A 23032-nucleotide genomic window follows, 5' to 3' on the forward strand; every position below is an offset into this window, starting at 1 on the left:
CCGCCCCGTCGCCGCCCGCCATTCCCCCCTCGGCTCCGAGGGGAGGGCAGCACGTCAGGGGGTGGCGCGCCCCCGCTCCTCGGCGAGCCGGGTGAAGAAGTCCAGCGCCTCGGGGTTGGCGAGCGAATCGCGGCTGGCCACCTTTTCCGGCCGCTCCCCCATCAGGATGCGCTTGACTGGAACCTCCAGGACCTTGCCGGACAGGGTGCGCGGGACCTCCGCGATCGCGTGCACGGCGTCGGGAACGTGGCGCGGTGAGCAATCCTCGCGGATCCGCCGCGCGATGGCCCTGGTCAGCGTGTCGTCCAGGGCCACGCCCTCGCGCACCACCACGAACAGCTCGATCCGCGACCCGCCGTCGGGCTGCGGGACGTCCACCACCAGCGCGTCGACGATCTCCTCCAGCGCCAGCACCGCACGGTAGATCTCGCTGGTGCCCATGCGGATCCCGCCGCGGTTGATGGTGGAGTCCGAGCGGCCGTAGATGATGGCGGTGCCGCGCTCGGTGATCTCGATCCAGTCGCCGTGCCGCCAGATGCCCGGATACATGGAGAAGTAGCTGTCGCGCAGCCGCTCGCCGTCGGTGTCGCCCCAGAAGTACAGCGGCATCGACGGTGCGGGCTCGGTCACCACCAGCTCGCCGACCTCGCCCACGACCTCCTTCCCGTCGGGATCCCACGCGGCGACGGCCATGCCCAGCGAGCGCGCCTGGATCTCCCCCTCGTAGACGGGGAGCGTGGGCACGCCGCCGACCAGACAGCTGCAGATGTCGGTGCCGCCGCTGGTGGAGAAGAGCCAGAGGTCGTCGCTGAACTCCCGGTAGCACCAGGCGAACCCCTCGGGGCTCAGCGGGGATCCGGTGGAGCCGATGGCACGCACGGCGGACAAGTCGCGCCCCTCGGTGGGGTGGATGCCCTCCTTCATACAGGCCGACAGGTATCCGGCGCTGGTACCGAAGACGGTGACCCCGGCGCGCTCGGCCAGGTCCCACAGCGTGCCGAGGTCGGGGTGGCCGGGGCTGCCGTCGTACAGCACGATGGACGCCCGGGTCAGCAACACGCTCACCAGCAGGTTCCACATCATCCAGCCGGTGGTGGTGAACCAGAAGACGCGGTCGCCATCCTGGGCGTCCAGGTGCAGCTCGATGTTCTTCAGCTGCTCCAGCAGGATGCCGCCGTGTCCCTGAACGATGGCTTTGGGCAGGCCGGTGGTGCCGGAGGAGTAGAGCACCCACAGCGGGTGGTCGAAGGGCACCGGTTCGAAGGCGAGCTCGGCCCCCTCCCCCGACGCTTCGAGCTCCTCCCAGGTCAGCGTGCCGTCGAGGGGCCGCCCGGCCAGGTAGGACAGCATCACGGTGTGCTCCAGCGAGGGCAGCCGCTCGCGCAGGGCGCTCACCACGTCGGTGCGGTCGAAGTCCTTGCCCCCGTAGCGGTAGCCGTCGACGGCGAGCAGCACCTTGGGCTCGATCTGCGCGAACCGGTCGACGACACTGCGCACGCCGAAGTCGGGCGAGCACGAGGACCACACCGCGCCGATGGACGCGCAGGCGAAGAACGCGGCGGCGGATTCGGGGATGTTCGGCAGGTAGCCGACGACCCGGTCCCCGGGGCCGACACCGAGGCGGCGCAGCCCCGCGGCGATCGCTGCGGTGCGCCGCTTCAGCTCGCCCCAGGTCCACGCGCCCAGCACCCGGAGCTCCGAGGCGTGCCGGATGGCGACGGCGTCGTCGTCGCGGTCGCGGAAGATGTGCCGCGCGTAGTTGAGCTTCGCCCCGGGGAACCACTCGGCACCGGGCATCTCCCGCCGCCCGAACACACGTTCGTAGGGGGTGTCGGCTTGGATGTCGAAGTACTCCCAGATCGCCGACCAGAATCCGTCCAGGTCGGTCACCGACCAGCGCCACAACGCGTCGTAGTCCTCGGCCCGCACCCCCCGGTTCTCCGCCACCCACCGGGCGAATGCGGTGATCTGCGCGCGCTCGCGCTGCTCGGCCCTCGGTTCCCAAAGCACCGGTGGCTGGGGATGTGACCGTTGGGACATGGTTCAGCGCCTCCGTCAGCTTTCGCGGGCTCACATGACTCTGGACCACATCTAACAGCAAAGGGTGCCGCGCGATATGTGCTGGGGTCACGTTGTTTCACACTCCCAGAGTTCGGCTTGCCTGCCTCAGCCTCCGTGGAGCGCGATTCCGTACCTGAGCTCGCCGAAGGTGACGCCGTACCTGGTCTTGGAGCGGGTGGTGCCATCCGGCGCCCAGCCGACGCGACCGTAGAAGGAGCGAGGGCGGTGGTTGTCCTCGGCGGTCCACAGCGTGGCTCGGGCGAAGCCCCTCCTGGTGAGGTCGTTGATGGCCGCGGCCATCAACGTGTCGGCGGTGCCGGTCCCCCATGCCGACGGGTGGACGTAGAACATATGCAGTTCACCCGTTCTCCGTGCCTGCGGGCGGTCACCGGTCGGGCGGGTGAGGGCGAAACCGGTCACCAGCCCTTCGGACACAGCGACCTGCACCGTGACCTCGGGCGCACGAACAGCCCGGGCGAACATGTCGTCCTTGCGAGGCTAGTCCCGCAGGCGTTGCTGGGGCAGGAAGTGCGACCACCCGGCCAGCGCAGCCGCGTGGAACACCTCGCTCAGGTCCCGGACGTCAGCGTGCCGGGCGGGACGTATCGAAGGCATCCCTCCATCTTGGCACCGCCCACGGTGCCCGCCGTGCCGCCCGCGGGACACCAGACCGGCGGCAGGTCCGGCATCCTCCGGGCAACCGGAACCCGGGGGTTCCGCATCACCTGCGGGAGCGCTCTCCCGCCGCACCCCCTCTGGCGATGATCATGGCCATGGTCCCGGCAAACCGGACAGAATGGGGACAAGGGCCATGATCATCGCGGGACGAGGGCAGGGGGCAGGGGTCTGCTGGGCGGCCTTCTCCGCGGTCGCCAGTCCGGTGTCTGGTGGTGAAAAGCGGCACCGAGGGCGGAAGGGGGCGCCGGTCCCGTGGCGGGGGTCGTCGGGGGGCGGTTCGCGGCGTGCGAGGCGCCTCTCGCTTGCCACAAAGGGGCTTCCACGATGCGGGAGCGCCACCCTGCCGTGGCCCCTTCCGTCGATGATCATGGCCAGGGACCCGGTTATGCCCGGTGTGCCGGGAGAATCACCATGATCATCGCGGGGAACTTGTGGCAAACCGGGCATAAGCGGCGCCCGGCGGCCCGAAATCCGACTTTCGGGCCGCCCGCATGGCCCGCCCGGGAGTCGGCAGGGGCCACCCCAACCCCTGCCCTCGCCGCCGTCCCCACCGCTCCACCGGGGAGGTGCCCGGCGAAGCGGGCCGCAGCCGCTCGCCCGGCCCGCCTCCCCCTTAGGAGCCCGGCGCCCCGAACCCCCTCTCGTCCTCGGTGCCGCTTTTCACCCAAGAACGCCGGATGAGCCGACCGCCGACAAGGCCGCCCAGCAGACCCTTACTCCCAGCCCCGTTGCGTCGATGACCAAAGGGCTGTTGGGGGCATAACGGACAGAATTGAGACTCCTGCCGTGATCACCGGAACGCGGGAGAAGCGGGGCCGGGGGCGTGCAGGCGGGCGAATTCGGCGGCGTCCCAGGTGCCGTCGAGTTCGGGGGCGAGCGAGGCGCGGGCGGTGGTGGCGAAGTCGGGCGGGGGAAGCCGGGTGATGTCCGCCGGGAGCGCGCCGAGCAGGGGGGCGTCGGCCATCGTGCTCAGTTCCGCCACGTTGCAGCGCATGGCGAGGTCAGGGTCGTTCGGCCAGGAGCCGATGACGACGCCGGTGCAGGAGGCGCCGCGTGCGCGGATCGCCTCCGCGGTGAGGGCCGTGTGGTTCAGGGTGCCGAGGTCGGGCCGAGCCACCAGGAGGAGGGGCGCGCCCAGGTCTGTCGCGACGTCGGCGATGGTCGTCCCCTCGGCGTTGAGGCGGACCAGCAGCCCGCCAGCGCCCTCGACGATGACGAGGCCGTGGTCGGCCTCCAGTTCGGCGACCGCGTCGGCGGTCTCCTTCGGAGGTACGCCCCACTCTCCGACGCGGCGCGCGGCCGTCGCCGGGGCCAGCGGCTCGGGGTAGCGGGCGAGTTCGCGGGACGTCGTGCCCGGGGCGAGGCGGGCCACCTCGGCGGCGTCTCCCGGCTCGTCGGGGCCCACCCCCGTCTGGGCCGGTTTGAGCACCGCTACCCGTTCTCCCCACGCCAGGGCGGTGGCGGCGACGGCGGCGGCGACGGCGGTCTTGCCGACCTCGGTTCCGGTCCCGGTGATGACGAGGATGCTCATCGCACCCCCACCGAGGCGCGTGCGGCGGCCAGCATCCCGCCGGTGATCCGCTCGATGTCGGCGTCGTCGCAGATATAGGGGGGCATCGCGTAGATCATGTCGCGGAACGGGCGCAGCCACGCTCCGGCGTTCAGTGCGGCCTCGGTGGCGGCTCCCATATCGACGGGGCGGTCGAGCTGGATCACGCCGATCGCGCCAAGGACGCGCACGTCGCGCACGCCGGGAAGGTCGCGTGCGGGGGCCAGGCCCGCGCGCAGGCCGGACGCGACGCGCGCGACGTCGCCCCGCCAGTCGCCGCTCCGCAGCAGGTCGATAGAGGCGACGGCGACCGCGCAGGCCAGCGGGTTGCCCATGAACGTGGGGCCGTGCGCGAGGACCGGGACCTCGCCCTCGGCGATGCCCTGGGCCACCTCCGCGGTGCACAGCGCCGCCGCCAAGGTCATGTAGCCGCCGGTGAGGGCCTTGCCCACACACATCACGTCGGGGGCGACCCCGGCGTGCTCGGCCGCGAACATTTCTCCGGTGCGGCCGAAGCCGGTGGCGATCTCGTCGAACACCAGCAGTACACCGTGCCGTTCGGTGATCTCGCGCAGCGCCCTCAGGTAGGCGGGGCTGTGGAAGCGCATGCCTCCGGCGCCCTGCACCACGGGTTCGACGATGACGGCGGCGAGTTCGTCGGCGTGCTCGGCGACGAGCGCGTCGAGGTGGCCGATGTAGGCGGGGTCGGGTGCGGCGTCGTACCCGGCGGGCGGGGCGTCGGCGAACACCTGGCGGGGCAGGACGTCGCCCCACAGCGCGTGCATGCCGCCCTCGGGGTCGCAGACCGACATCGCCTGGAAGGTGTCGCCGTGGTAGCCGCCGCGCCAGGTGAGCAGCCGCTGCTTGGCCGGGCGGCCCTGCGAGCGCCAGTACTGCAGGCACATCTTCACGGCCACCTCCACCGACACCGATCCGGAGTCGGCCAGGAACACGTGCCGCAGGGGGGCGGGCGTGATGTCGACGAGGGCGGCGGCCAGCCGCGCGGCCGGTTCGTGGGTGAGTCCGCCGAACATGACGTGCCCGAACCGGTCGAGCTGCGCGCGCACGGCCGCGTCGAGCGCCGGGTGGGCATAGCCGTGGATCATCGACCACCAGGAGGACATGCCGTCCACGACCTCGCGCTCGACACCGTCCTCGCCGGTCAGGCGGATCCGGGTTCCCGCCGCACCGCGCACGACACCCGGGGCGGGGCCCGAGCCTATGGAGGAGTAGGGGTGCCAGAGGTGGGCCCGGTCGACCTCACGCACCCACGCGGGGTCGGCCCCTGTGTCGGGAGCCGGCCCCGGTCGTGTCTCCGGTTGACTGGTCACGCGTGGCGTCATGGTCGCCCATCCTCCCAACCCGCCCCCGACCGGCCGCATGCGGACTCCTCCACAAAATCGGCCCCGATCTTTGTCCCGTTCCGCCGATGACAATCGGTCGCGGGCGTGTGAGAGTCGTGTCCGCCTCCTAGCACCGTGTGCCTCTGCCCTACCGGCGCGAACACGAAGGAGCGAGCGGAAGCGCCCCCACCTGGCCGGCCCGGCGCCGGACGGTGATGGCGGTGATGCCCGCGAGGAGGGCGGGCGCGGCAGGTCCCGACCACCGCGACCACGATCTTCAGTGGGCGCGCATTTGGCCCGGTAGGGCAGGGGTAACGGCACCACCCGTGCGGGCACCGCCCCGTGCGGAGGGACGCCAGGGCGGATATGGACTGCGCGGCGGCGAACCGCGCCCGGCCCGGGCTCCGCAGTACCCTCGGCCACGGCTCTCCCGCAGGCCCCGTCTACCATCGTCCCGATGCGCCGGCGGTGCATCGGTCGTCTCCGCCCTGACCGGCGGAAACCGGCCCCTCCCGACCCGCAGGCCACAGCATTGCCCGGAGAATCGACGTGACGACAGAACCACCCGTCCGCGCATCGGGCGCCCAGGACGCGGCCGCATCCGGCCTAACCGACCCGTTCGGCTGGCTGGCGGCGGCGGCGCGCGAACGGGCGCACGCAGGGCTGACCCGCAGGACGCGGCCCCGCGCGCACGACGACGGGCTGCTCGACATGGCCGGCAACGACTACCTCGGCCTGACCCGGCATCCCGACGTCACCCGGGCGGCTGCGGCGGCCGCTCGGCGCTGGGGGGCGGGGTCCACGGGGTCGCGGCTGGTCACCGGCGACACTACCCTTCACGGTGAGTTGGAGACCGAGCTCGCCGCGTTCTACGGGACCGAGGCTGCGCTGGTGTTCTCCTCGGGCTACGCGGCCAACATCGGACTGGTCACGTCGCTGTCCGGCCCCGGCGCGCACCTCGTCTGCGACCGGTACAACCACGCCTCCCTCATCGACGCCGCCCGGCTGGCCAAGGCCGCGGGCGCGCGGGTCTCGCTGTTCGACCACGCCGACGCCGCGGCCGCGCGCCGCGCGCTGGCGGCACACCCGGCCGAGCGGAGCCTGGTGGTCAGCGACACCGTCTTCTCCGTGGACGGCGACCTCACCGACGTCTCCGGCCTCGCCCGCGCCTGCTCCGACGCGGGGGCGGCGCTCCTCCTGGACGACGCCCACGGCCTGGGCGTCATCGGCGACGACGGCCGCGGGGCACTGAGTGCCGCCGGGATCGCCCCGGACGACCGCGGCGGCATCGTCGCCACGGCCACGCTGTCCAAGGCGCTCGGTGCCCAGGGAGGTGCCGTGCTCGGCCCGCACCGGGTCATCCGGCACCTGGTGGAGACGGCCCGCACCTTCATCTTCGACACCGGCCTGGCTCCGGCCGCGGCCGCCGGGGCCTTGGCAGCACTGCGGGTGCTGCGCGCCGAGCCGCGGCGGCCCGAAAGGCTGCGCTCGATCGCCCACCGACTGGCCGCGGGTTTCCGGGAGCTGGGACTCGACGCGAGCACGCCCGACGCCGCGGTCGTCTCGGTCCGCGCACCGTCGCCCGACGAGGCCGTGGCCTGGGCCCGGCGCTGCCGCGACGCCGGTGTCCGCGTTGGCTGCTTCCGCCCGCCGTCGGTGCCCGACGGCCGTTCACGCCTCCGCCTCACCGCACGCGCCGACCTGGACGACATCGAGGTCAAGCGCGTCCTCGACGTCGTCGGCATGACACGGCCGACCTAGGAACCGCCCGCCCGGCGCCCCGCCCTGACGCGACCGGGTGGCCCGGTCGGGTGGTCCGCGGACCACCCGCGCCGCGGCCGCTCCCGGTCACGCGTGCCCCCGCCGAAGCAGGAGGCGGGGCCGGTACCCTGCCTCCAGGGTCGCGCCGCCGGACCCGAGCATGAGGCGGCGCAGAACGAGAGGCAGAACGGGATAGTGCGCATACCGGAACTCACGCGGCGAACCTGGGTCCTGGGCTTCCTCGCCGTCTCCCTCGTGCTCGCCTGTGTCCTCGTCATCGTCGTGCCGGTCACCCGCAACGGCGTGCTGGAGCTGTGGTGCGATGCCACTGGCCGCGCGTGTGCCGACCAGCCGACACCGCCCGGTGATGACCCCGACGTCCCCGACTGGCGGGTGGAGATGTCCCCGGTCGAGGCCGCCACCTGGGGGCACTACGTCGCGCTGGGCGACTCCTACTCCTCGGGCGACGGCGCGGGCGACTACCTCCCCGGAACCGCGAAGTCCGGCGGCTGCTGGCGGTCGGCCAACGCCTACCCGCAGCGCCTTCTGGGCGCCTACGACTTCGCTGGTGAGCTCGGTTTCGTCGCCTGCAGCTCACAGAGGGGCCACGCCATGCTGAAGGAGGCCGGGTCGGCCGACTCCCAGCTCGACCGGATCACCCCGCACACGTCCCTGATCACCCTGGGCATCGGCGGCAACGACCTGGGGTTCACGCCGGTGCTGCGCACGTGCATGGTGCGGCTGCCGCTGGTGGAGACCGACGCCTGCACCGGGCAGGTGAAGGACATCGAGAAGCGGATGGAGAAGTTCAAGGCGACCTTCGACGATCTGCTCGCCGAGATCCGCGACCGGGCGCCGGACGCGCGCGTCGTCGTGGTCGGGTATCCGCGGCTCTTCGCCGCGAAACCCCAGGGGATGTACTACACGCTCACCGTCAGCGACCAGAAGTGGCTCAACGATACGGTCAAGCGGTTCAACCTCCAGCTGGAGAACGCCGTCAACCAGGCCGACGCCGCGATCGTCGACGAGGACCAGGTCGGCAGCGTGGAGTTCGTCGACACCTACACCGTGTTCAAGGGCCACGAGGTGCACGCCGAAGAGCCGTGGCTCAACGGGGTAATGATCCGCGACCTGAGCTCCGGCATCAAGGTCGACCGGAGCTCCTTCCACCCCAACGCCGCGGGGCAGGCAGCCTTCACCGACCGGGTGGCCGAACGGATCGCCTCCGGCCCCGGCCGCGCGCTTTACGTCGCGCGCGACACACTCGACAACGCCAGCCCCGACGTACTGGCCGCCGAGGCCGAGTAGAGCGCACCGGCCCCCGGCCCGCCGCGGGGCGCGGATGGGCGGGACGGAGGCCGGGCACGACCGCTGTCCCGGGCCGGTCGCGGCCGCGGGGCACCGCCGTACCAAGGAGGCGGGCGCTATCCCTTCTCCGCGCGTAGTTCGGCCAGGACCTCGCCGAACCGGTCCAGTGCCCAGTTCAGGTCGTCCTCGCTGATGACGAGGGACGGCGAGAGCCGGACCGTAGAGCCGTGCGTGTCCTTGACCAGGACGCCCTTGCTCGCGAGCCGCTCGCACAGCTCACGCCCGCTGGCCAGGGACTCGTCGACGTCGACGCCGGCCCACAGCCCGATGCTGCGCGCGGCCACCGCGCCGTTGCCGACGAACTCCTTGATCCGGGTACCGAGCACCTCGCCGAGCCGCTGGGCGTTCTCCAGGTAGGGCCCCTCCCGCAGCATCCGCACAACGGTGCGGCCCATCGCCGCGGCCATCGGGTTTCCGCCGAAGGTGCTGCCGTGCTGGCCCGGCTTGATCACACCCAGGACGTCCTCGTCGGCGACCATGGCCGAGACGGGGAGGACGCCGCCGCCCAGGGCCTTCCCGAACAGGTAGGCGTCGGGGATGACACCGGTGTGCTCGCAGGCCCGCACGGTGCCGGTGCGGCCGAGGCCGGACTGCACCTCGTCGGCGATGAACAGCATCCGGTTCTCGTCGCAGATCTCGCGGACGCGCGGAAGGTAGTCCGGGGGTGGCACGATGACTCCGGCCTCGCCCTGCACGGGCTCGACGATGACCGCGGCCGTGGTCGCGTCGACGGCCGACGCGATCGCGTCGGCGTCGCCGTAGGGGACCACGCGGAAGCCGGGGGTGTAGGGACCGAAGCCGCCGTAGGCGTCGGGGTCCTCGGAGAAGGAGATGATGGTGGTGGTGCGGCCGTGGAAGTTGCCGCCCGCGACGATGATCGCGGCCTGCCCGTCGGGCACGCCCTTGATGTCATAGGCCCACCGGCGGGCCACCTTGACCGCGGTCTCCACCGCCTCGGCGCCGGTGTTCATGGGCAGCACCTTTTCCTTGCCGACGAGGTCGGCGAGGGCGGCGACCCAGGGGCCGAACTGGTCGTGGTAGAAGGCGCGGCTGGTGAGCGTCACCCGGTCGAGCTGGTGGTGCGCGGCGGCCAGCAGGTCGGGGTTGCTGTGGCCGAAGTTGGTCGCCGAGTATCCGGCGAGGCAGTCGAGGTAGCGGCGGCCCTCGACGTCGGTGACCCATGCGCCCTCGCCTTCGGCGATGACAACGGGCAGGGGGTTGTAGTTGTGCGCCGAGTGTGCCTCGGCCAGTCCGATGTGGTCGCTACTCGAAATGACGGGACCGGTGTGATCCCCACCGGCCGTGTATTCGCCCAGACTGCGGGTGTCGCTCATCCAGGTTTTCCCTTCGATCGCCGTTGATCGGAACAGCAGTGATCGTTATTCGATTTTGAAATACCCGTTCGGTTAACGCACGATGCACCGCCTCAGGCGGACTCCAGCAGGAGAACAGATGGTGCCCCCGATGCACAAGAGGCGGCACGGGCCGCTCCCCACCAGCCCCAGCCGGGGCTCTGAGCATCACGGAATTGTTCCCTCATCACATTCCTCCCCCGTCTCCCCGGCGCCGGGCGCCGCGGACGTCGTGCCGTACCGGGGCGCCCCCTCCGCCTCCCGGGTTCCCGACGCGTTGACGCCACTACTACCCATACGATGCCGGTACACACGGGACACGGTTCGAACGGCATGTCCGAAACCTCGGCGCACAGCGCCGGACCCGCGCGTCGGTCGCCCCTAGACTGGGGGCGCGCCGGCCGTGGTGGCGGCCGCACGCAGCTCACGTGCTCCCGTACTTCCTCCCGCACCCATTCAGACGAAACGCGAGACATGGCGAAGTCAGTCGGTACTCACCTCTTCAACGCGTTCCGCGGCGCCCTCATCGGGACCGCGGAGGTGGTCCCCGGCGTCAGTGGCGGCACCGTCGCACTGATCGTGGGCATCTACGAAACCCTCATCACGTCCGCCGGCCACGCGGTGAACGGAATCCGGCTGGCAGCCAGCGACCTGCCGCGGGGCCGCGGCGGTGCCCGCGCCGCCGAGGAGTTCCGCAAGGCCGACTGGGGCGCCATCATCGCGGTGCTGATCGGCATGGCCTTGGCGGCGATCGTCGCCGCCAAGTTCCTGGCTCCGCTGGTGGAGCACGAGCAGCAGTTCGCCTACGCACTCTTCTTCGGCCTGATCCTGGCCTCGCTGTGGGTGCCCTACAGCGGCTCGGGACGCACGTGGAAGCCGGGACACTACCTGCTGGCACTGGCCGTCGCGGCGGTGACCTTCTTCGCCACCGGCCTTCCCCCGGCCCACATCGACCCCAGCTTCCCCATCGTCGTCGGCGCGGCCGCCATCGCCGTCTGCGCCCTGGTCCTGCCCGGTGTCTCCGGCTCGTTCATCCTGCTGACGTTCGGCCTGTACACGGCCACGATGGACGCGCTGAACGGCCGCGACTTCGGCTACATCGGAACGTTCGCGCTGGGCGCGGTCATCGGCCTGGCGTTCTTCGTGAAGCTGCTGCAGTGGCTCATGGAGAACTACCACCACATCACGCTGGTGGTCCTGACCGGCCTGATGGCCGGTTCGCTGCGCGCGCTGTGGCCGTGGCAGGACGAGAACCGCACCCTGCACGCGCCGGAGGGCGATATCCCGGTCACCGTCGCGCTCGCCGTCCTGGGCTTCGTGATCGTCGTCGCGGTCCTGCTGTTCGAACGGAGTGTCCAGGCCCGGCGGCAGGCCACCGGGGACGGGACCGCGGAGCCCCGCGGCCGCCACCGCTCAGCCGCCCCGGTCGACTCGACCGACCGCGGCTGACGGGCACCCCACAACTCCATCACGACGTCCAGCACGCCATCACGTCCATCACGGCGCGGGGTGCCGGGCGGAGGTCACCCGCTGGTGGCCCGCCGTCCCGGCTGAGAGCACACCCGTCGAACCTGATCTAGCTCGTACTAGCGAAGGAACGCCAATGCGCGGCTACAACCTCTTGTCCATCGCCGGCAGCGACCCCAGCGGGGGCGCCGGTATCCAGGCCGACCTGAAGACCTTCTCCGCGCTCGGCGGCTATGGGATGACGGTCATCACCGCCCTGACCGCCCAGTCGACGAGCGGCGTCACCGGTGTGCGCGCCGTCCCCGCGGAGTTCGTCTCGGCCCAGCTCGACACGCTGCTCACCGACGCTCGGGTGGACGCGGTGAAGATCGGGATGCTGTCCGACACGGCCGTCATCGGTGCGGTCGCCGCGGCCATCGACCACTACGCTCTGCGCAACGTGGTGCTCGACCCGGTGATGGTCGCCAAGAGCGGCGACCGGCTGCTAGCGCCCGAGGCCGTGGCGGCGGTTCGCGGCGAGCTGCTCCCGCGCGCCGACCTCATCACGCCCAACCTGCCCGAGGCCGCCGAGCTCCTCGGTGAGGACGAGGCCGACAGCCTCGACGCGATGGGCGCCCAAGCCGAGCGCCTCCTCCGGCGCGGCGCCCGCCGCGTCCTGCTCAAGGGCGGCCACCTGGGCGGCGCGGAGCGCGACCGCAGCACCGACCTCCTGGTCGAACCGGACCGGCCGCCGCGGACCTTCACCGCCGAACGCGTCCACACGCGCAACACCCACGGCACGGGCTGCACTCTCTCCTCGGCCATCGCCGCCCTGCTCCCCCAGCGCGACGATGTCCCCGCGGCCGTGCGGGACGCCAAGGAGTACCTCACCGAGGCCCTGCGCCGCGCCGACGACCTCGACGCGGGCCGCGGCAAGGGCCCGGTCCACCACTTCCACGCGTGGTGGGGGGCTGTCGCGGCCGACCACTGAGGCTTTCCCCACCTGCACCGCTCTCGCCCGTTTCCCCGTTGATCTCGGCGATATCGACCGAATATCGGCGATTATTCGGTCGATATCGCCGAGATCAACGAAGGCCCCGCCCCGCGTGGTCTGCGGGACGGGGCCTGGACAGGATCACTGCTGGCGCACGTCGGGGACCTTGATGTCCGGGTTCTTCCAGTCGGGGTTGCTGAAGTACTTCTGCGTCTCCTGGACGATGACCGGGGAGAGCAGCAGCAGGCCGATCAGGTTGGGCAGCGCCATCAGACCGTTGGCGATGTCGCTGGCCACCCAGATGAGGTCCAGGGAGGCGACGGCGCCGACGTAGATCATGGCGACGAACACCACGCGGTAGACGGGCACGCCCTTGTGGCCGACGAGGAAGTCGATGCAGCGCTCGCCGTAGTAGGACCAGCCGAGGATGGTGGTGAAGGCGAACACCGCGACGGCGATGGCCACGATGTAGCCGCCCATGGTGCCCAGGGCTGGCGTGATGGCCGACAGGCCGCTCTGCAGCGCCTCCGAGGTCATCTGGGCGCCGTCGCCGGTTCCGTCCTCCTCCCAGACGCCGGTGACGATGATGACCAGGCAGGTCATCGTGACGACGATGAGGGTGTCGATGAACGTCTGGGTCATCGACACCATCGCCTGGCGCACCGGCTGGTCGGTCTTGGCCGCGGCGGCCGCGATGGCGCCCGTGCCCAGACCCGACTCGTTGGAGAAGATGCCGCGCGCCACACCGGCCTGGATCACGACGAACACGGAGGCCGCGCCGCCGCCGGCGGCGGCCTGCCCGGTGAAGGCGTCGGTCACGACGAGCGCCAGCGCCGCGGGGATGTCGCCGACGTGCACGACCAGCACGGTCAGGGCGATGCCGATGTAGAGCACGATCATGATCGGCACGATCCCGGCGGCCACGCGGCCGATGCTCTTGATACCGCCGAGGATGACCGCGCCCGCGATGATCACCATCGCGATACCGGCCACCCAGGTCGGGACGCCCCACACGTTGTTGAGCTGCTGCGAGACGGTGTTGGCCTGGGTGCCGTTGCCGATGCCGAAGGCCGCGATGGCGCCGAACACGGCGAACAGGACGCCCAGCGTCAGGCCCAGCCCGCCGGGAAGACCGCGGCGGAGGTAGAACATGGGGCCGCCGCTCTGCTTGCCCACGCTGTCCTCCTGCCGGTACTTCACGCCCAGCAGCGCCTCGCTGTACTTGGTCGCCATGCCGACGAGGCCGGTCATCCACATCCAGAACAGGGCGCCGGGGCCGCCCATGCCGATCGCCAGCGCGGCGCCCGCGATGTTGCCGACACCCACCGTGGCGGCCAGCGCCGTGCTCAGCGCCTGGTAGTGCGAGATGTCGCCCTGGACGCCCTCGGCCTCCTTGCGGCGGACCAGCGCTAGCCAGAGGGCGTGGAAGAGCTTGTGGAACTGCAGCAGCCGCAGTCGGATCGTCAGGAACAACCCAGTGAGCAGCAGCAACGGAATGAGGACGTACTCACTCCAGATAATGCCGGAGAGGGTGCCCAGCATGTCCGTGAGTTGATCCATGGACGAACTCCCTATGTGTTCGAGCGAGGGGGTAAGGATCCGCCGCCCTCCGCCCCGGTGGGGACGGGGTGGCGACGACGGCACGACGCACCGCCGCGATCAACGTGATGCAGCGCACTGCCACATTTACATGGTTTTTTGACCGGTTTCGTCACGTATGCGTCACGTTTCTTCCACGGAGTGATCGCTTGTGCGTTCGGTGACAGGCACATGACCAGCGGAAATCACGGCGATTCGGGCGATTCCGGAGCGTGGGAGAGCGCGAGGCGGCTGAGCGCGGCCGCCGCCTCCACGGGGTCGGCTCCTCGGCCGACGGCGACACCGAGCAGGTAGGTGGTCAGCGGCGCCGCGGGGCGGGCGACCGAGTGCGCGGCATCCCGGGCGAGGTCCAGGATCCGATCGACGTCGCCCTTGCCGATCTCCTCTCCCAGCTCCAGCTCGGCACTGACGAGCTCTGCCCATTCGACGAGGGTCATGCGGCGCTCCTGAATCCGTGGACGCGTGATTGGCGACAGCTCGCGATCCTACGGCCATCAGTGCCCCAACACCTCCACTCACGCGACATCGGCCGGAAGCAGGGCGGCCCGCGCTTCGCATAGCCGGAGGAAGATCGTCAATCGGACGACCACCGCAGGTCCGGAGAGGTTCACACGGGGTACCTAGCGTGCCGGGGAGGAGCCCACCGCCGTTGGGAGATACACCGTGTCTGCGTCTGTGTCCGCGTCCGTTCCCCCACCTCCCGCCGCCTCGGGACCCGCGTCCCCCCTCCGCGTCGCGATCATCAGCGAGTCCTTCCTTCCCCAGGTCAACGGCGTCACCAACTCGGTCTGCCGGGTCGCCGAACACCTCTCCTCCCGGGGCCACCAGGCCCTCATCCTCGCCCCGGGCGCCGGCCCCGCCCACTACGCCGGATTCCCCGTGGTGCGCCTGCCGGGCGTACCCCTGCCCTTCTACCGCGGTTTCACCGGCGGGCTGCCGTCGCGGCGGCTCGTTACCGCCGCGCTGCGCTCCTTCGGCCCCGACGTCCTCCACCTGGCCTCCCCCGCGCTGCTGGGGCACACCGCGGTCGACATCGCGCGCCGCTGGGCGCTGCCCACGGTCGCCGTCTACCAGACCGACCTGCCCGGATTCACCGCCCGCTACGGCCTTCCCGCGGGCAGCCTGCTATGGCCCTTCCTGCGCCGTGTCCACGCCGCGGTGGACCGCACCCTGGTGCCCTCGTCTGCGACCCTGCGCGAACTGGCCGGTCAGGACTTCCCGCGACTGAGCCTGTGGCGGCGCGGCGTGGACACCGCGCGCTTCGACCCGCGCCACCGCGACGCCGCGCTGCGCCGTCAGCTGGCCCCCAACGGCGAGGTCATCGTCGGATACGTCGGCCGCCTGGCCCGGGACAAGCGCGTCGACCTGCTGGCCCACGTGGCGAAGCTGCGCGGGGTGCGGCTGGTGATCGTGGGGGACGGCCCGGACCGGGCGCGGCTCCGGCGGCGGTTGCGCGGCACAGCGCCGGTCGCGTTTCTCGGCCAGCGTACGGGCGAGGAGCTGTCCCGGCTCTACGCCTCCTTCGACGTCTTCGTGCACACGGGCGCCGACGAGACGTTCTGCCAAGCCGTGCAGGAGGCCCTGGCCTCGGGGGTGCCGGTGGTGGCCCCGGCGTCCGGCGGCCCGCTGGACCTGGTGGTCCCCGAGCGCAACGGTCTGCTCTACGCCCCCGATTCGGTGCGCGAGCTGCGCCTGGCCACCGGACGCCTGGCGCACAACGCCGCGCTGCGCGAACAGATGGCCGCCGAGGCCCGGAGGACGGTCGAGGAGCGGACCTGGGAGGTGATCGGCGACCAGCTCCTGGGGCACTACCGGGAGGTGATCGCCCCGACGGGTGCCCAGCCCCTGGGGGCCCAAGCGGAGTCGGGCGCCCCCGGCGGCGCTCCCGCCGGCGCCGGCCTGCTGGCCCGCCGCTGACCGCCCCGCGCCCCGGCGGACCGGGACGGCAGAAGGAACGACCACGGTGGCCTCAACGGCCCCGCAGACGACGTGGAGGAGCGGGACCGGCCCCTCTCCGGTCCCGCTCCTCGCCCCCGTTGCCGCCGCGGGTCATGCGCACAGGGTGGTGCTCACTTGGTGGGTCGTCGTCTCTCCTCCCGGCCGCTCACCCGACCTCGCCGCAGGGCACTCGTTCGCGGCAGAGCAGCTGGTCGAGCACGCCGTCGAGGCGGTCCAGGTGCGCGCGGATCCAGGGCAGGGCCAGCGGGTCGTCGGCCGCGAGGGCGGAGTAGCGCTGGGCCTCGGTCTCTCCGTAGAGGAGGCTGGTCGCCACGCGCATCCGGAGCGCCCCCGCGTCCTCGCCGAACTCCGCGGCGGGCAGGGTTCCCATGCCGTAGGAGTCCAGCAGCAGGGCGCACAGCTCAGGGCCGGTGGTGACGCCGTGGTCAGCGGCCAGCGATTCCTTCAGGCCCTCGAAGTCGGGGTAAAGGTAGAACCCCCCCTGCGGCGGGGCCACCAGGGCGCCGACGCTCACGAACCGGTCGGCGACGGCGCGGGCGACCAGGCCGTGCAGCCGTCGGCTGCGGGCGATGTGGTCGGTGATCTCGGCGGGCTCGCCGAAGGCGTAGGTGGCGGCCTGCTGGACCGGCGTGGCCGGGGTGGACCAGATCTCGCTGGCCACGCCCAGCAGGTCGCTGTGGAGCCGGTGCCCGATGTCGCTGTCGGGAAGCCGGGTGACGCCGAGGCGCCAGCCGCCCAGGGCGAGGTTCTTGCTGAGCCCGGTGGTGACGACCGTGCGCTCCGGGGCGAACTCGGCGGGGCTGCGCACCACGGTGCCGGGCTCGTGTACGAGGTCGCGGTAGATCTCGTCGGAGATGATCACCAGGTCGAGCGCCCGCGCCGCGTCGGCCAGCCGCCGGATCGTCCCACGCGAGGGCACGGTCCCGGTGGGGTTGTCGGGCGTGGTCACGACGACCGCGCGGACGTCGCGGCCGCGCCTGCGGGCCCGGACCACCGCGTCGATCAGCAGGTCGGGCTGGGGCGCTCCGCCTTGGGCGGGCGCGGTCGGGACGAAGACGACGTCGTGCCCGGCCAGATGCGTCTGCGCGGCGTAGCTGACCCAGCTCGGCGCGGCGACGGCGACGTCGCCGCCGATACTCAGCAGCAGGCTGTAGAGCAGCGGCTTGCTGCCGGGCCCCGCGACCACCAGGTCGGGGTCGGTGGGCAGTCCGCGGCGGTCCCAGTACCCGGCGGCGGCCGTCCGCAGCGACTCCAGTCCGGCGACCGGACCGTAGGCGTTGGTGTCGCCCCCCGCTGCCAGCGCGTCGCGCATCGCCGGGTGCACCGGGAGCCCGGCCTCGCCGAAGCCCAGCGGAAGTACGGGCAGCCCCTGGCGCCGCCGCTCGGCGAGCGCTTCGTTGACGGCGAGTGTCGCCGACACGCTGACAGACATGAAGCGATCAACTCCGCATACGTCCGGTGACGGGTGTGCGGGCTGGGATGTGTGTTCCTCCCGCGTCCACTCTCACCCTGCCTCCCGTCATCCATCACCACAAGCGAGTCTTTTCGATGGCCAGCGTAAGATGAACTGATGCTCGATCTCCGACGGCTCAAGATCCTCCGAGAATTCACCGAGCACGGCACCATATCTGGCACTGCGCAGGCACTCGGCTACACAGCGTCAGCAGTTTCCCAGCAGCTGTCCGCCTTGGAGCGCGAAGTCGGCGCCCCCTTATTGGACCGGACCGCCCGCAGCGCCGAGTTGACCGATACCGGACGACTCCTGGCAGAGCAGGCGGAACAGATCCTGGCCCTGGTCGAAGCCGCGGAGTCGGCCCTGGCCGCGCAGACCGACGTCCCCCGCGGCCGCGTCACGGTGACGGCGTTCCCCACCGCCGCGGTCGCCTTCGCCCCGAAGCTGGCCCAGATCCTGCGTCGGCACGAGCGCATGCAGCTGGTGCTGCGCCAGGCGACGGAGGGCACGGGGGCGCACAAAGTGAGCGCCGGAGAGATCGACGTCGCCGTGGTCGACGACTGGAGCGGCCTCGCCCCTGACACCCGCTCGGGCAAGCTCCGCTACATCCACCTGCTGCGCGACCCCATGGTGCTGGCGCTTCCGGCGGACCACCCCCTGGCCGACCCGCGCCGGCCGGTGGACCTGCACCGCCTGCGCGACGCGGCGTGGATCGCCGCCCCGCACGGCGAACCCTCCCGCCAGGGCACCGACCGGCTGCTGGCCGACATCGGCGGCGCCCCCTCGGCGGCCTGGGAATTCGAGGGGCTGGGCACCATCCTCAGCCTGGTGGCGCGGGGCATCGGCATCGCGGCGGTCCCCGCCCTCGCCCTGGTGTCGGGGAGCAGCGGACTGGCCTACCGCCGCTTCCCCGAGGACGCGCCTTCGCGCGACATCTACGCCGTCATCCGGGCGTCGAGCCTGCGCCGCCCGTCGATCGACGTGACGCTGCGCGCGCTGCTCACCGCCGCCGCGGAGACGGGCGAGACACTGAGCGACACCCTGGAGAGCGACGGCCACGGCGGGATCCTCCCGCGTCCGGCCCTACCCACCGCCGACGGCGGGGATCAGCCCTCGGCATAGCCGTCGATGGGGCGCAGACGACGGCGCCGGGCCCGTTCGAGGCGGCGCCGCAGCCGCCGCGCGATGTGCAGGGCCCGGTCGCGGTCCTCGCGGGTGTTCCACCAGCGCGCGTACGCCTCTATGCGCTGCCTGCGCAGGTCTTCCAGCTCGCCCTCCAGCCGCCTCACCCGCAGGTCGAGGGCGGTGTGGTCGCGCTCGAAGACGGCCATGTCGGCCTCGTGCTCCTGGGCCTTGAGCTCGACGCTACGAAGCCGGGCGGCGACGGACTCGACGTCCCCGCGTGTTCGGCCTGCCCCCAGGAACCACACACTAGGTGTGTATCCCGATACAGGGAGCCAGCATCGAAATGTGATGCAAAAATCACGGAAAGTAGCCGTGTATGCGGGGATGAATAGGCCTATGCCCGAGTTCGCGGTGAGCTGTCCGCAACCCGCGGCCGCGAGCCCGCGGTAGGCGGCCAGGCAACGCGGCCCGAGAGCGTAGCGCCCGAGACCGGCGGCCGGGGCCCATCAGGCGGCCACCCCCTGGCGCCGCCGCGCGTCGGTCCGGCCGACCACCGAGAAGCGGCGCGCGGCGCGCGGCACCGGTCTCGGCCGGATCCCGGCGTAGATCTCCTCGAAGCGGTCGAGAGAGCGGCGGTGGTCGTGGGTCTGGGCGATCTCCCGGCTGGCCGCGCCCATGGCGGCGCGCCGGTCGTCCGACCCCAGCACGTCGAGCAGCCGACCGGCCAGCTCCTCGCTGTCCCCCGGAGGGTAGAGGTAGCCGTTGCGACCCCGGTCCACCAGGTGCGGCAGCGCGAGCGCGTCGGCGGCTACCACCGGCAGGCCGGTCGACATGGCCTCCAGCGTGGCGATGCTCTGCAGCTCCGCCACGCTGCCGATGGCGAACACGTCGGCGGCGACGTAGACCAGCGGCAGGTCGTCGTCGGGGACGAAGCCGAGGAAGTGGACGCGGTCGGCCACGCCCAGCCGCCGCGCGAGATCCAGCAGCTCCGCCTGGCGCTGCCCGGTGCCCGCGAGCGCCAGCTGCAGATCGCGCTCCCTGACCACCCGCGCCAGCGCGCGGATCAGGTCGTCGATGCGCTTCTCCTCGTCCAGGCGCCCGACGAACACCATGGTGTCGCGGTCGGGCAGGCCGAACCGGTCGCGCGCGGCCCGGCGCTCGTCCGGTCGGGGGTGGAAGCGGTCCAGGTCGATACCGCAGGACACGGCCTCCACCGGGCGGGTGAAGCCCTTCTCGCGGAGCAGCCCGGCCGCCCGTTCGGTGGGCGTGGTGACGTAGTCGGCCTCGTAGGCCACCCGGATCATGTCGCGCCAGGCCAGCGCTCCGACCGTGTCGTGCAGGCGCTCGGGTATGTGGGCGTGGGCGAACAGGTTGTCGGGCATGAAGTGGTTGGTGAGCAGCACCGGGGTACCGGAGAGGCGGCCGCAGCGGATCGCGGCGCGGCTGACGGTGAAGTGGCTCTGGGAGTGCACCACGTGCGGGGCGAGGCGGTCGATCAGGCGGGCCACATGCCCGGTCACGCCCAGCGGCACCGCGGTGCGCATCGTCGGATGGACCAGGAGGGGCGCGGAGCGCAGCCGGTGCAGCGTCACCCCGGAGTCGTGGTCGATCCCCGGCCGGCCCGTGTCCGACGCGCACACCACGTGCACGTCGTGTCCCCGATCGGCGAGGCCGGCGGCGAGCCGATAGGTGAAGTACCCGGCGCCGTTGACGTCGGCCGGATAGGTGTCGGTCCCGATCACGACGCGCATCGGGGAGTCACCGTCCCGGCCCGCTCGGCTCGCGTGAGGAAAGGGAAGGTCGTTCGACGGTGTCATGCGGCTTCTCCTGAACTGATGGTGACAACAGCGTGTCCGGACGGCCGGTACCGAAGCGCCGGGCGGCCTCGGGGTTGCGTGTCTTGGCACGGGCCAGGACTGCCGTTCCGACGATCGCCACGACGGCGGAGATCGCGGCGAGCACCTGGGCCAGCGGGGTTCCCGGCAGTCCTTCGCCGAGCAGTAGTGAACCGATGCCGACACCGGTGATGGGGTCGGCGATAAGGAGCATGGCGTAGGCGGCGGCGAAATGGCCGGTGCGGTAGGCGTTCTGCATCAGCATCCCGCCGAACAGCGCGAGCGCGACAGCGAGCAGCGTCAGCAGGCTGAAGACCGCGGCGACGTCGACGACGGTCTGCGCCGCGACCACCCGGGCGATCCCCGAGGTGGTGCCCAGCGCGGTGCCGCCGGCACCCGCGAGGAGCAGGGCGCGCAGGCCGGGCGGGACCCAGTGGGCGCACAGGTAGGTGACGACGCCGACCGCCATGACGGACCCGGCCAGGATCATGGCGGTGGTGTCGGACATGACCGGGGCATCCCGGCCGTGGGGGAAGAGCGACAGCACGCCCACCAGCCCGACCATCACGGCGACCCCCGCGAGGATCTGGCTGCGGCGCACGCGCGACCGGTTGAAGAGCGCGGAGAGCACGATCGCGAACACGAGGCCGGTCACGCCGATCGGCTGGATGATCGTGAGGGGGGCACCGCTGAGCGCGATCAGGTGGAGGGTGGCCCCCGCGCCCGCCGCCACTGTGCCGATCAGCCAGCGCGGCCGTTGGGCCAGGTGAACGAGGAAGTCCATGCGCGCGACACCGCGGCCGGGCGCGCGGACGGCGTCACGCTCCTGCAGGGCGGACCCGAGAGCCAGGCAGAACGCCCCCGCGAGCGCGATCGCGACGGACACGTAGATCACGCCGACCACGCCCTCTGGGGCCGACCGGCCGACCTCCGGTGATCCGGCACGATACTCCCCCCTCCAGGTCGTCCCGGCGCCACGGGGACGCCGTCCATGGTGTGGACGATACGGACCAGCCATTCACCCGGGCGATATGGCCAGCACCCGGATGATGGTGGTGGCGACCGCACCCTCGATTGGCGGCGTCCACCTCCTACAGCAGCCGCGCTCCTTCCTTCTTCTCTTCCGTACCCGGCGGCGGTTCCCCGGTTGACACCCCCACCGTAGATAACGCGGCTATCGGTCCGCGTCCGTCAAGAGATCGAGGAGTACGCGGAAACATTCGGTCAATAGTCGGTGGCGGACACCCACCATCGTGGGCATTGCACATGACCGGAACCGATCATCCCCCGTGCGCCACAGTTGGGGCATACCCCACCAAACACGCACGTCACAGCATGCATACATGCGATGTGACACGACATGACGGCCGACGGGCGGTGCCTCCGCGCCCATCGGGGAATCCTCCGCGGGTATGAGGGGCCGGATACGCCGGAGTAGTGCCACGCGGATTGTCAAGTCGACGTCCCGGCGGCTTCGAAGAGGACGAAAGCGATATTGGGCAGAATGAGCCGAAATCCCCCGAACGAGGTAGGTGACGATGGAGCTCGACGCCATTGATGCGGCGATCGTCCGTGAACTGCGCATCGACGGACGACTGCCCTTCGAGACCCTGGCGGGGCGCATCGGGCTGTCCCGCGCGGCCGCCCGGCTGCGGGTCCGGCGCCTCCTCGACTCCGGAAGCCTGCGCATCATCGGCGTCGCCCACCCGACCGTTCGCGGCATCGGTAGCCTGGCCCACCTGGCGATCCGCGTCCGCGGCGGCGCCGCACCGGTCGCCGAAGCCGTGGCCCGGATGCCCGAGGCGCGCGAGGTGCGACTGACCACGGGGCGCTTTCCCCTCTCCGTCGAGGTCCAGGGGAGCGACCTGCCGCGGCTCAGCGCCGCGGTCGACCGGATCCGGTCACTTTCCGGTGTCCGGGAGATCGACACCACGGTGTACACGCACGTCCTCAAGGATCCCGTGCTCGCCGCCGCCGAACCCCCGGGCATCGAGCCCGACGACGTGGACCGGCTCCTCATCGACCTGCTCGAACGCGACGGCCGCCTGTCGTTCGCCGAGCTGGCCGGGCACGTCGGGCTCTCCCCCGGCGCGGTGCGCGGCCGGGTCATGCGGATGATGCGCGAACGCGTGCTGCGCGTGACGGCGCTGCTCGACCCCTCCGCCGTCGGCCTGATCCGGCGGGGCGGCTTCGCGCTCCGGCTGGAATCCGACGGACACGACGCCGTCACGGAGGTCTCCACCTGGGAACACACCCGATTCCTCACCCGCTGCCTGGGCAACGCCGACCTCATGGGCACCGTGGCCGCCGAGTCGGTGACCATCCTGCACACCGTCTACGAGCGGTTGCGCGCGCTGCCCGGCGTACACGTCACCGAGACCTGGATCCATCTCGACGATGTCCGGCCGCCCCGCGGCCGCAACGGCGGGTCGCTCATTGGCCAGTAGTGGCCGCCTTCGTGCCCTCCCGGCGAACGCTCGGGGACATCCGGTCCGGCTCGCGGACCGGT

18 protein-coding genes and 1 riboswitch are annotated in these 23032 nt (G+C 71.7%); of the genes, 7 read left to right on the forward strand and 11 right to left on the reverse strand.

What is annotated here, in order from left to right:
• Positions 1-54 precede the first annotated feature (54 nt).
• The 4 genes from ABD259_RS15735 to ABD259_RS15750 form a co-directional block, all read right to left on the reverse strand.
• Positions 55-2040 carry an acetoacetate--CoA ligase gene (locus tag ABD259_RS15735; RefSeq protein ID WP_344163356.1) on the reverse strand — a complete coding sequence of 662 codons (1986 nt, stop codon included), beginning with the start codon at positions 2038-2040 and terminating at the stop codon, positions 55-57.
• A gap of 126 nt (positions 2041-2166) precedes the next feature.
• The gene (locus tag ABD259_RS15740; protein ID WP_344163359.1) at positions 2167-2544 is read right to left on the reverse strand and encodes a GNAT family N-acetyltransferase; all 378 of its coding nucleotides are present in this window, start codon (positions 2542-2544) and stop codon (positions 2167-2169) included.
• Positions 2545-3529: 985 nt separating this feature from the next.
• The gene (gene bioD / locus ABD259_RS15745) at positions 3530-4270 is read right to left on the reverse strand and encodes a dethiobiotin synthase (RefSeq protein WP_344163362.1); all 741 of its coding nucleotides are present in this window, start codon (positions 4268-4270) and stop codon (positions 3530-3532) included.
• Positions 4267-5631 carry an adenosylmethionine--8-amino-7-oxononanoate transaminase gene (locus ABD259_RS15750; protein ID WP_344163365.1) on the reverse strand — a complete coding sequence of 455 codons (1365 nt, stop codon included), beginning with the start codon at positions 5629-5631 and terminating at the stop codon, positions 4267-4269. The genes bioD and ABD259_RS15750 overlap by 4 nt, the downstream gene beginning before the upstream one ends.
• 549 nt (positions 5632-6180) lie before the next feature.
• Here ABD259_RS15750 and ABD259_RS15755 point away from each other — a divergent pair.
• Entirely contained in the window at positions 6181-7392 is a 1212-nt protein-coding gene (locus ABD259_RS15755) for an 8-amino-7-oxononanoate synthase (protein WP_344163368.1), read from the forward strand.
• Positions 7393-7587: 195 nt separating this feature from the next.
• Positions 7588-8700, forward strand: coding sequence for an SGNH/GDSL hydrolase family protein (locus tag ABD259_RS15760; RefSeq protein ID WP_344163371.1), 1113 nt, complete (start codon positions 7588-7590; stop codon positions 8698-8700).
• A gap of 116 nt (positions 8701-8816) precedes the next feature.
• Here the strand turns inward: ABD259_RS15760 and rocD are convergent, their stop codons facing one another.
• A complete protein-coding gene (rocD, locus tag ABD259_RS15765; RefSeq protein ID WP_344163374.1) occupies positions 8817-10094 on the reverse strand; it encodes an ornithine--oxo-acid transaminase in 1278 nt (425 codons plus the stop codon).
• 492 nt (positions 10095-10586) lie between these two features.
• Here rocD and ABD259_RS15770 point away from each other — a divergent pair, with 492 nt between their 5' ends.
• Positions 10587-11561: a DUF368 domain-containing protein gene (locus tag ABD259_RS15770; RefSeq protein ID WP_344163377.1), complete on the forward strand. Its 975-nt coding sequence runs from the start codon at positions 10587-10589 to the stop codon at positions 11559-11561.
• 46 nt (positions 11562-11607) lie between these two features.
• A riboswitch (TPP riboswitch) is annotated at positions 11608-11727 on the forward strand.
• A complete protein-coding gene (thiD, locus tag ABD259_RS15775) occupies positions 11716-12549 on the forward strand; it encodes a bifunctional hydroxymethylpyrimidine kinase/phosphomethylpyrimidine kinase (protein WP_344163380.1) in 834 nt (277 codons plus the stop codon). It overlaps the preceding riboswitch by 12 nt.
• 144 nt (positions 12550-12693) lie before the next feature.
• On the opposite strand, the gene ABD259_RS15780 is transcribed toward thiD, so the two are convergent.
• Positions 12694-14112: an alanine/glycine:cation symporter family protein gene (locus ABD259_RS15780; protein WP_344163383.1), complete on the reverse strand. Its 1419-nt coding sequence runs from the start codon at positions 14110-14112 to the stop codon at positions 12694-12696.
• Positions 14113-14336: 224 nt separating this feature from the next.
• Positions 14337-14588 carry a DUF6457 domain-containing protein gene (locus ABD259_RS15785; protein WP_344104768.1) on the reverse strand — a complete coding sequence of 84 codons (252 nt, stop codon included), beginning with the start codon at positions 14586-14588 and terminating at the stop codon, positions 14337-14339.
• A gap of 226 nt (positions 14589-14814) precedes the next feature.
• On the opposite strand from ABD259_RS15785, the gene ABD259_RS15790 reads away from it, so the two are divergent.
• Positions 14815-16068 (forward strand): glycosyltransferase family 4 protein, encoded by a 1254-nt coding sequence (locus tag ABD259_RS15790; RefSeq protein WP_344163386.1) that lies wholly within the window; start codon positions 14815-14817, stop codon positions 16066-16068.
• Between the two features lie 187 nt (positions 16069-16255).
• Here the strand turns inward: ABD259_RS15790 and ABD259_RS15795 are convergent, their stop codons facing one another.
• Positions 16256-17542, reverse strand: a complete 1287-nt coding sequence (locus tag ABD259_RS15795; protein ID WP_344163389.1) for a pyridoxal phosphate-dependent aminotransferase — start codon at positions 17540-17542, stop codon at positions 16256-16258.
• Positions 17543-17680: 138 nt separating this feature from the next.
• Between ABD259_RS15795 and ABD259_RS15800 the strand changes: the two genes are divergently transcribed.
• Positions 17681-18685: a LysR family transcriptional regulator gene (locus ABD259_RS15800; RefSeq protein ID WP_344163392.1), complete on the forward strand. Its 1005-nt coding sequence runs from the start codon at positions 17681-17683 to the stop codon at positions 18683-18685.
• Here the strand turns inward: ABD259_RS15800 and ABD259_RS15805 are convergent.
• The 3 genes from ABD259_RS15805 to ABD259_RS15815 all read right to left on the reverse strand — a co-directional run bounded on the left by ABD259_RS15805 (position 18670) and on the right by ABD259_RS15815 (position 21418).
• Positions 18670-18993: a hypothetical protein gene (locus ABD259_RS15805; RefSeq protein WP_344104777.1), complete on the reverse strand. Its 324-nt coding sequence runs from the start codon at positions 18991-18993 to the stop codon at positions 18670-18672. The two genes, ABD259_RS15800 and ABD259_RS15805, sit on opposite strands and share 16 nt — an antisense overlap.
• Before the next feature lie 201 nt (positions 18994-19194).
• Entirely contained in the window at positions 19195-20439 is a 1245-nt protein-coding gene (locus tag ABD259_RS15810) for a glycosyltransferase (RefSeq protein ID WP_344163395.1), read from the reverse strand.
• Between the two features lie 7 nt (positions 20440-20446).
• Positions 20447-21418, reverse strand: a complete 972-nt coding sequence (locus ABD259_RS15815) for a DMT family transporter (protein WP_344104780.1) — start codon at positions 21416-21418, stop codon at positions 20447-20449.
• Positions 21419-22061: 643 nt separating this feature from the next.
• Here ABD259_RS15815 and ABD259_RS15820 point away from each other — a divergent pair.
• The gene (locus ABD259_RS15820; protein WP_344104782.1) at positions 22062-22970 is read left to right on the forward strand and encodes an Lrp/AsnC family transcriptional regulator; all 909 of its coding nucleotides are present in this window, start codon (positions 22062-22064) and stop codon (positions 22968-22970) included.
• The last annotated feature ends 62 nt before the right edge of the window (positions 22971-23032 follow it).

The organism is Nocardiopsis rhodophaea, from assembly GCF_039530945.1.
GTDB classification, from domain to species: domain Bacteria; phylum Actinomycetota; class Actinomycetes; order Streptosporangiales; family Streptosporangiaceae; genus Nocardiopsis_C; species Nocardiopsis_C rhodophaea.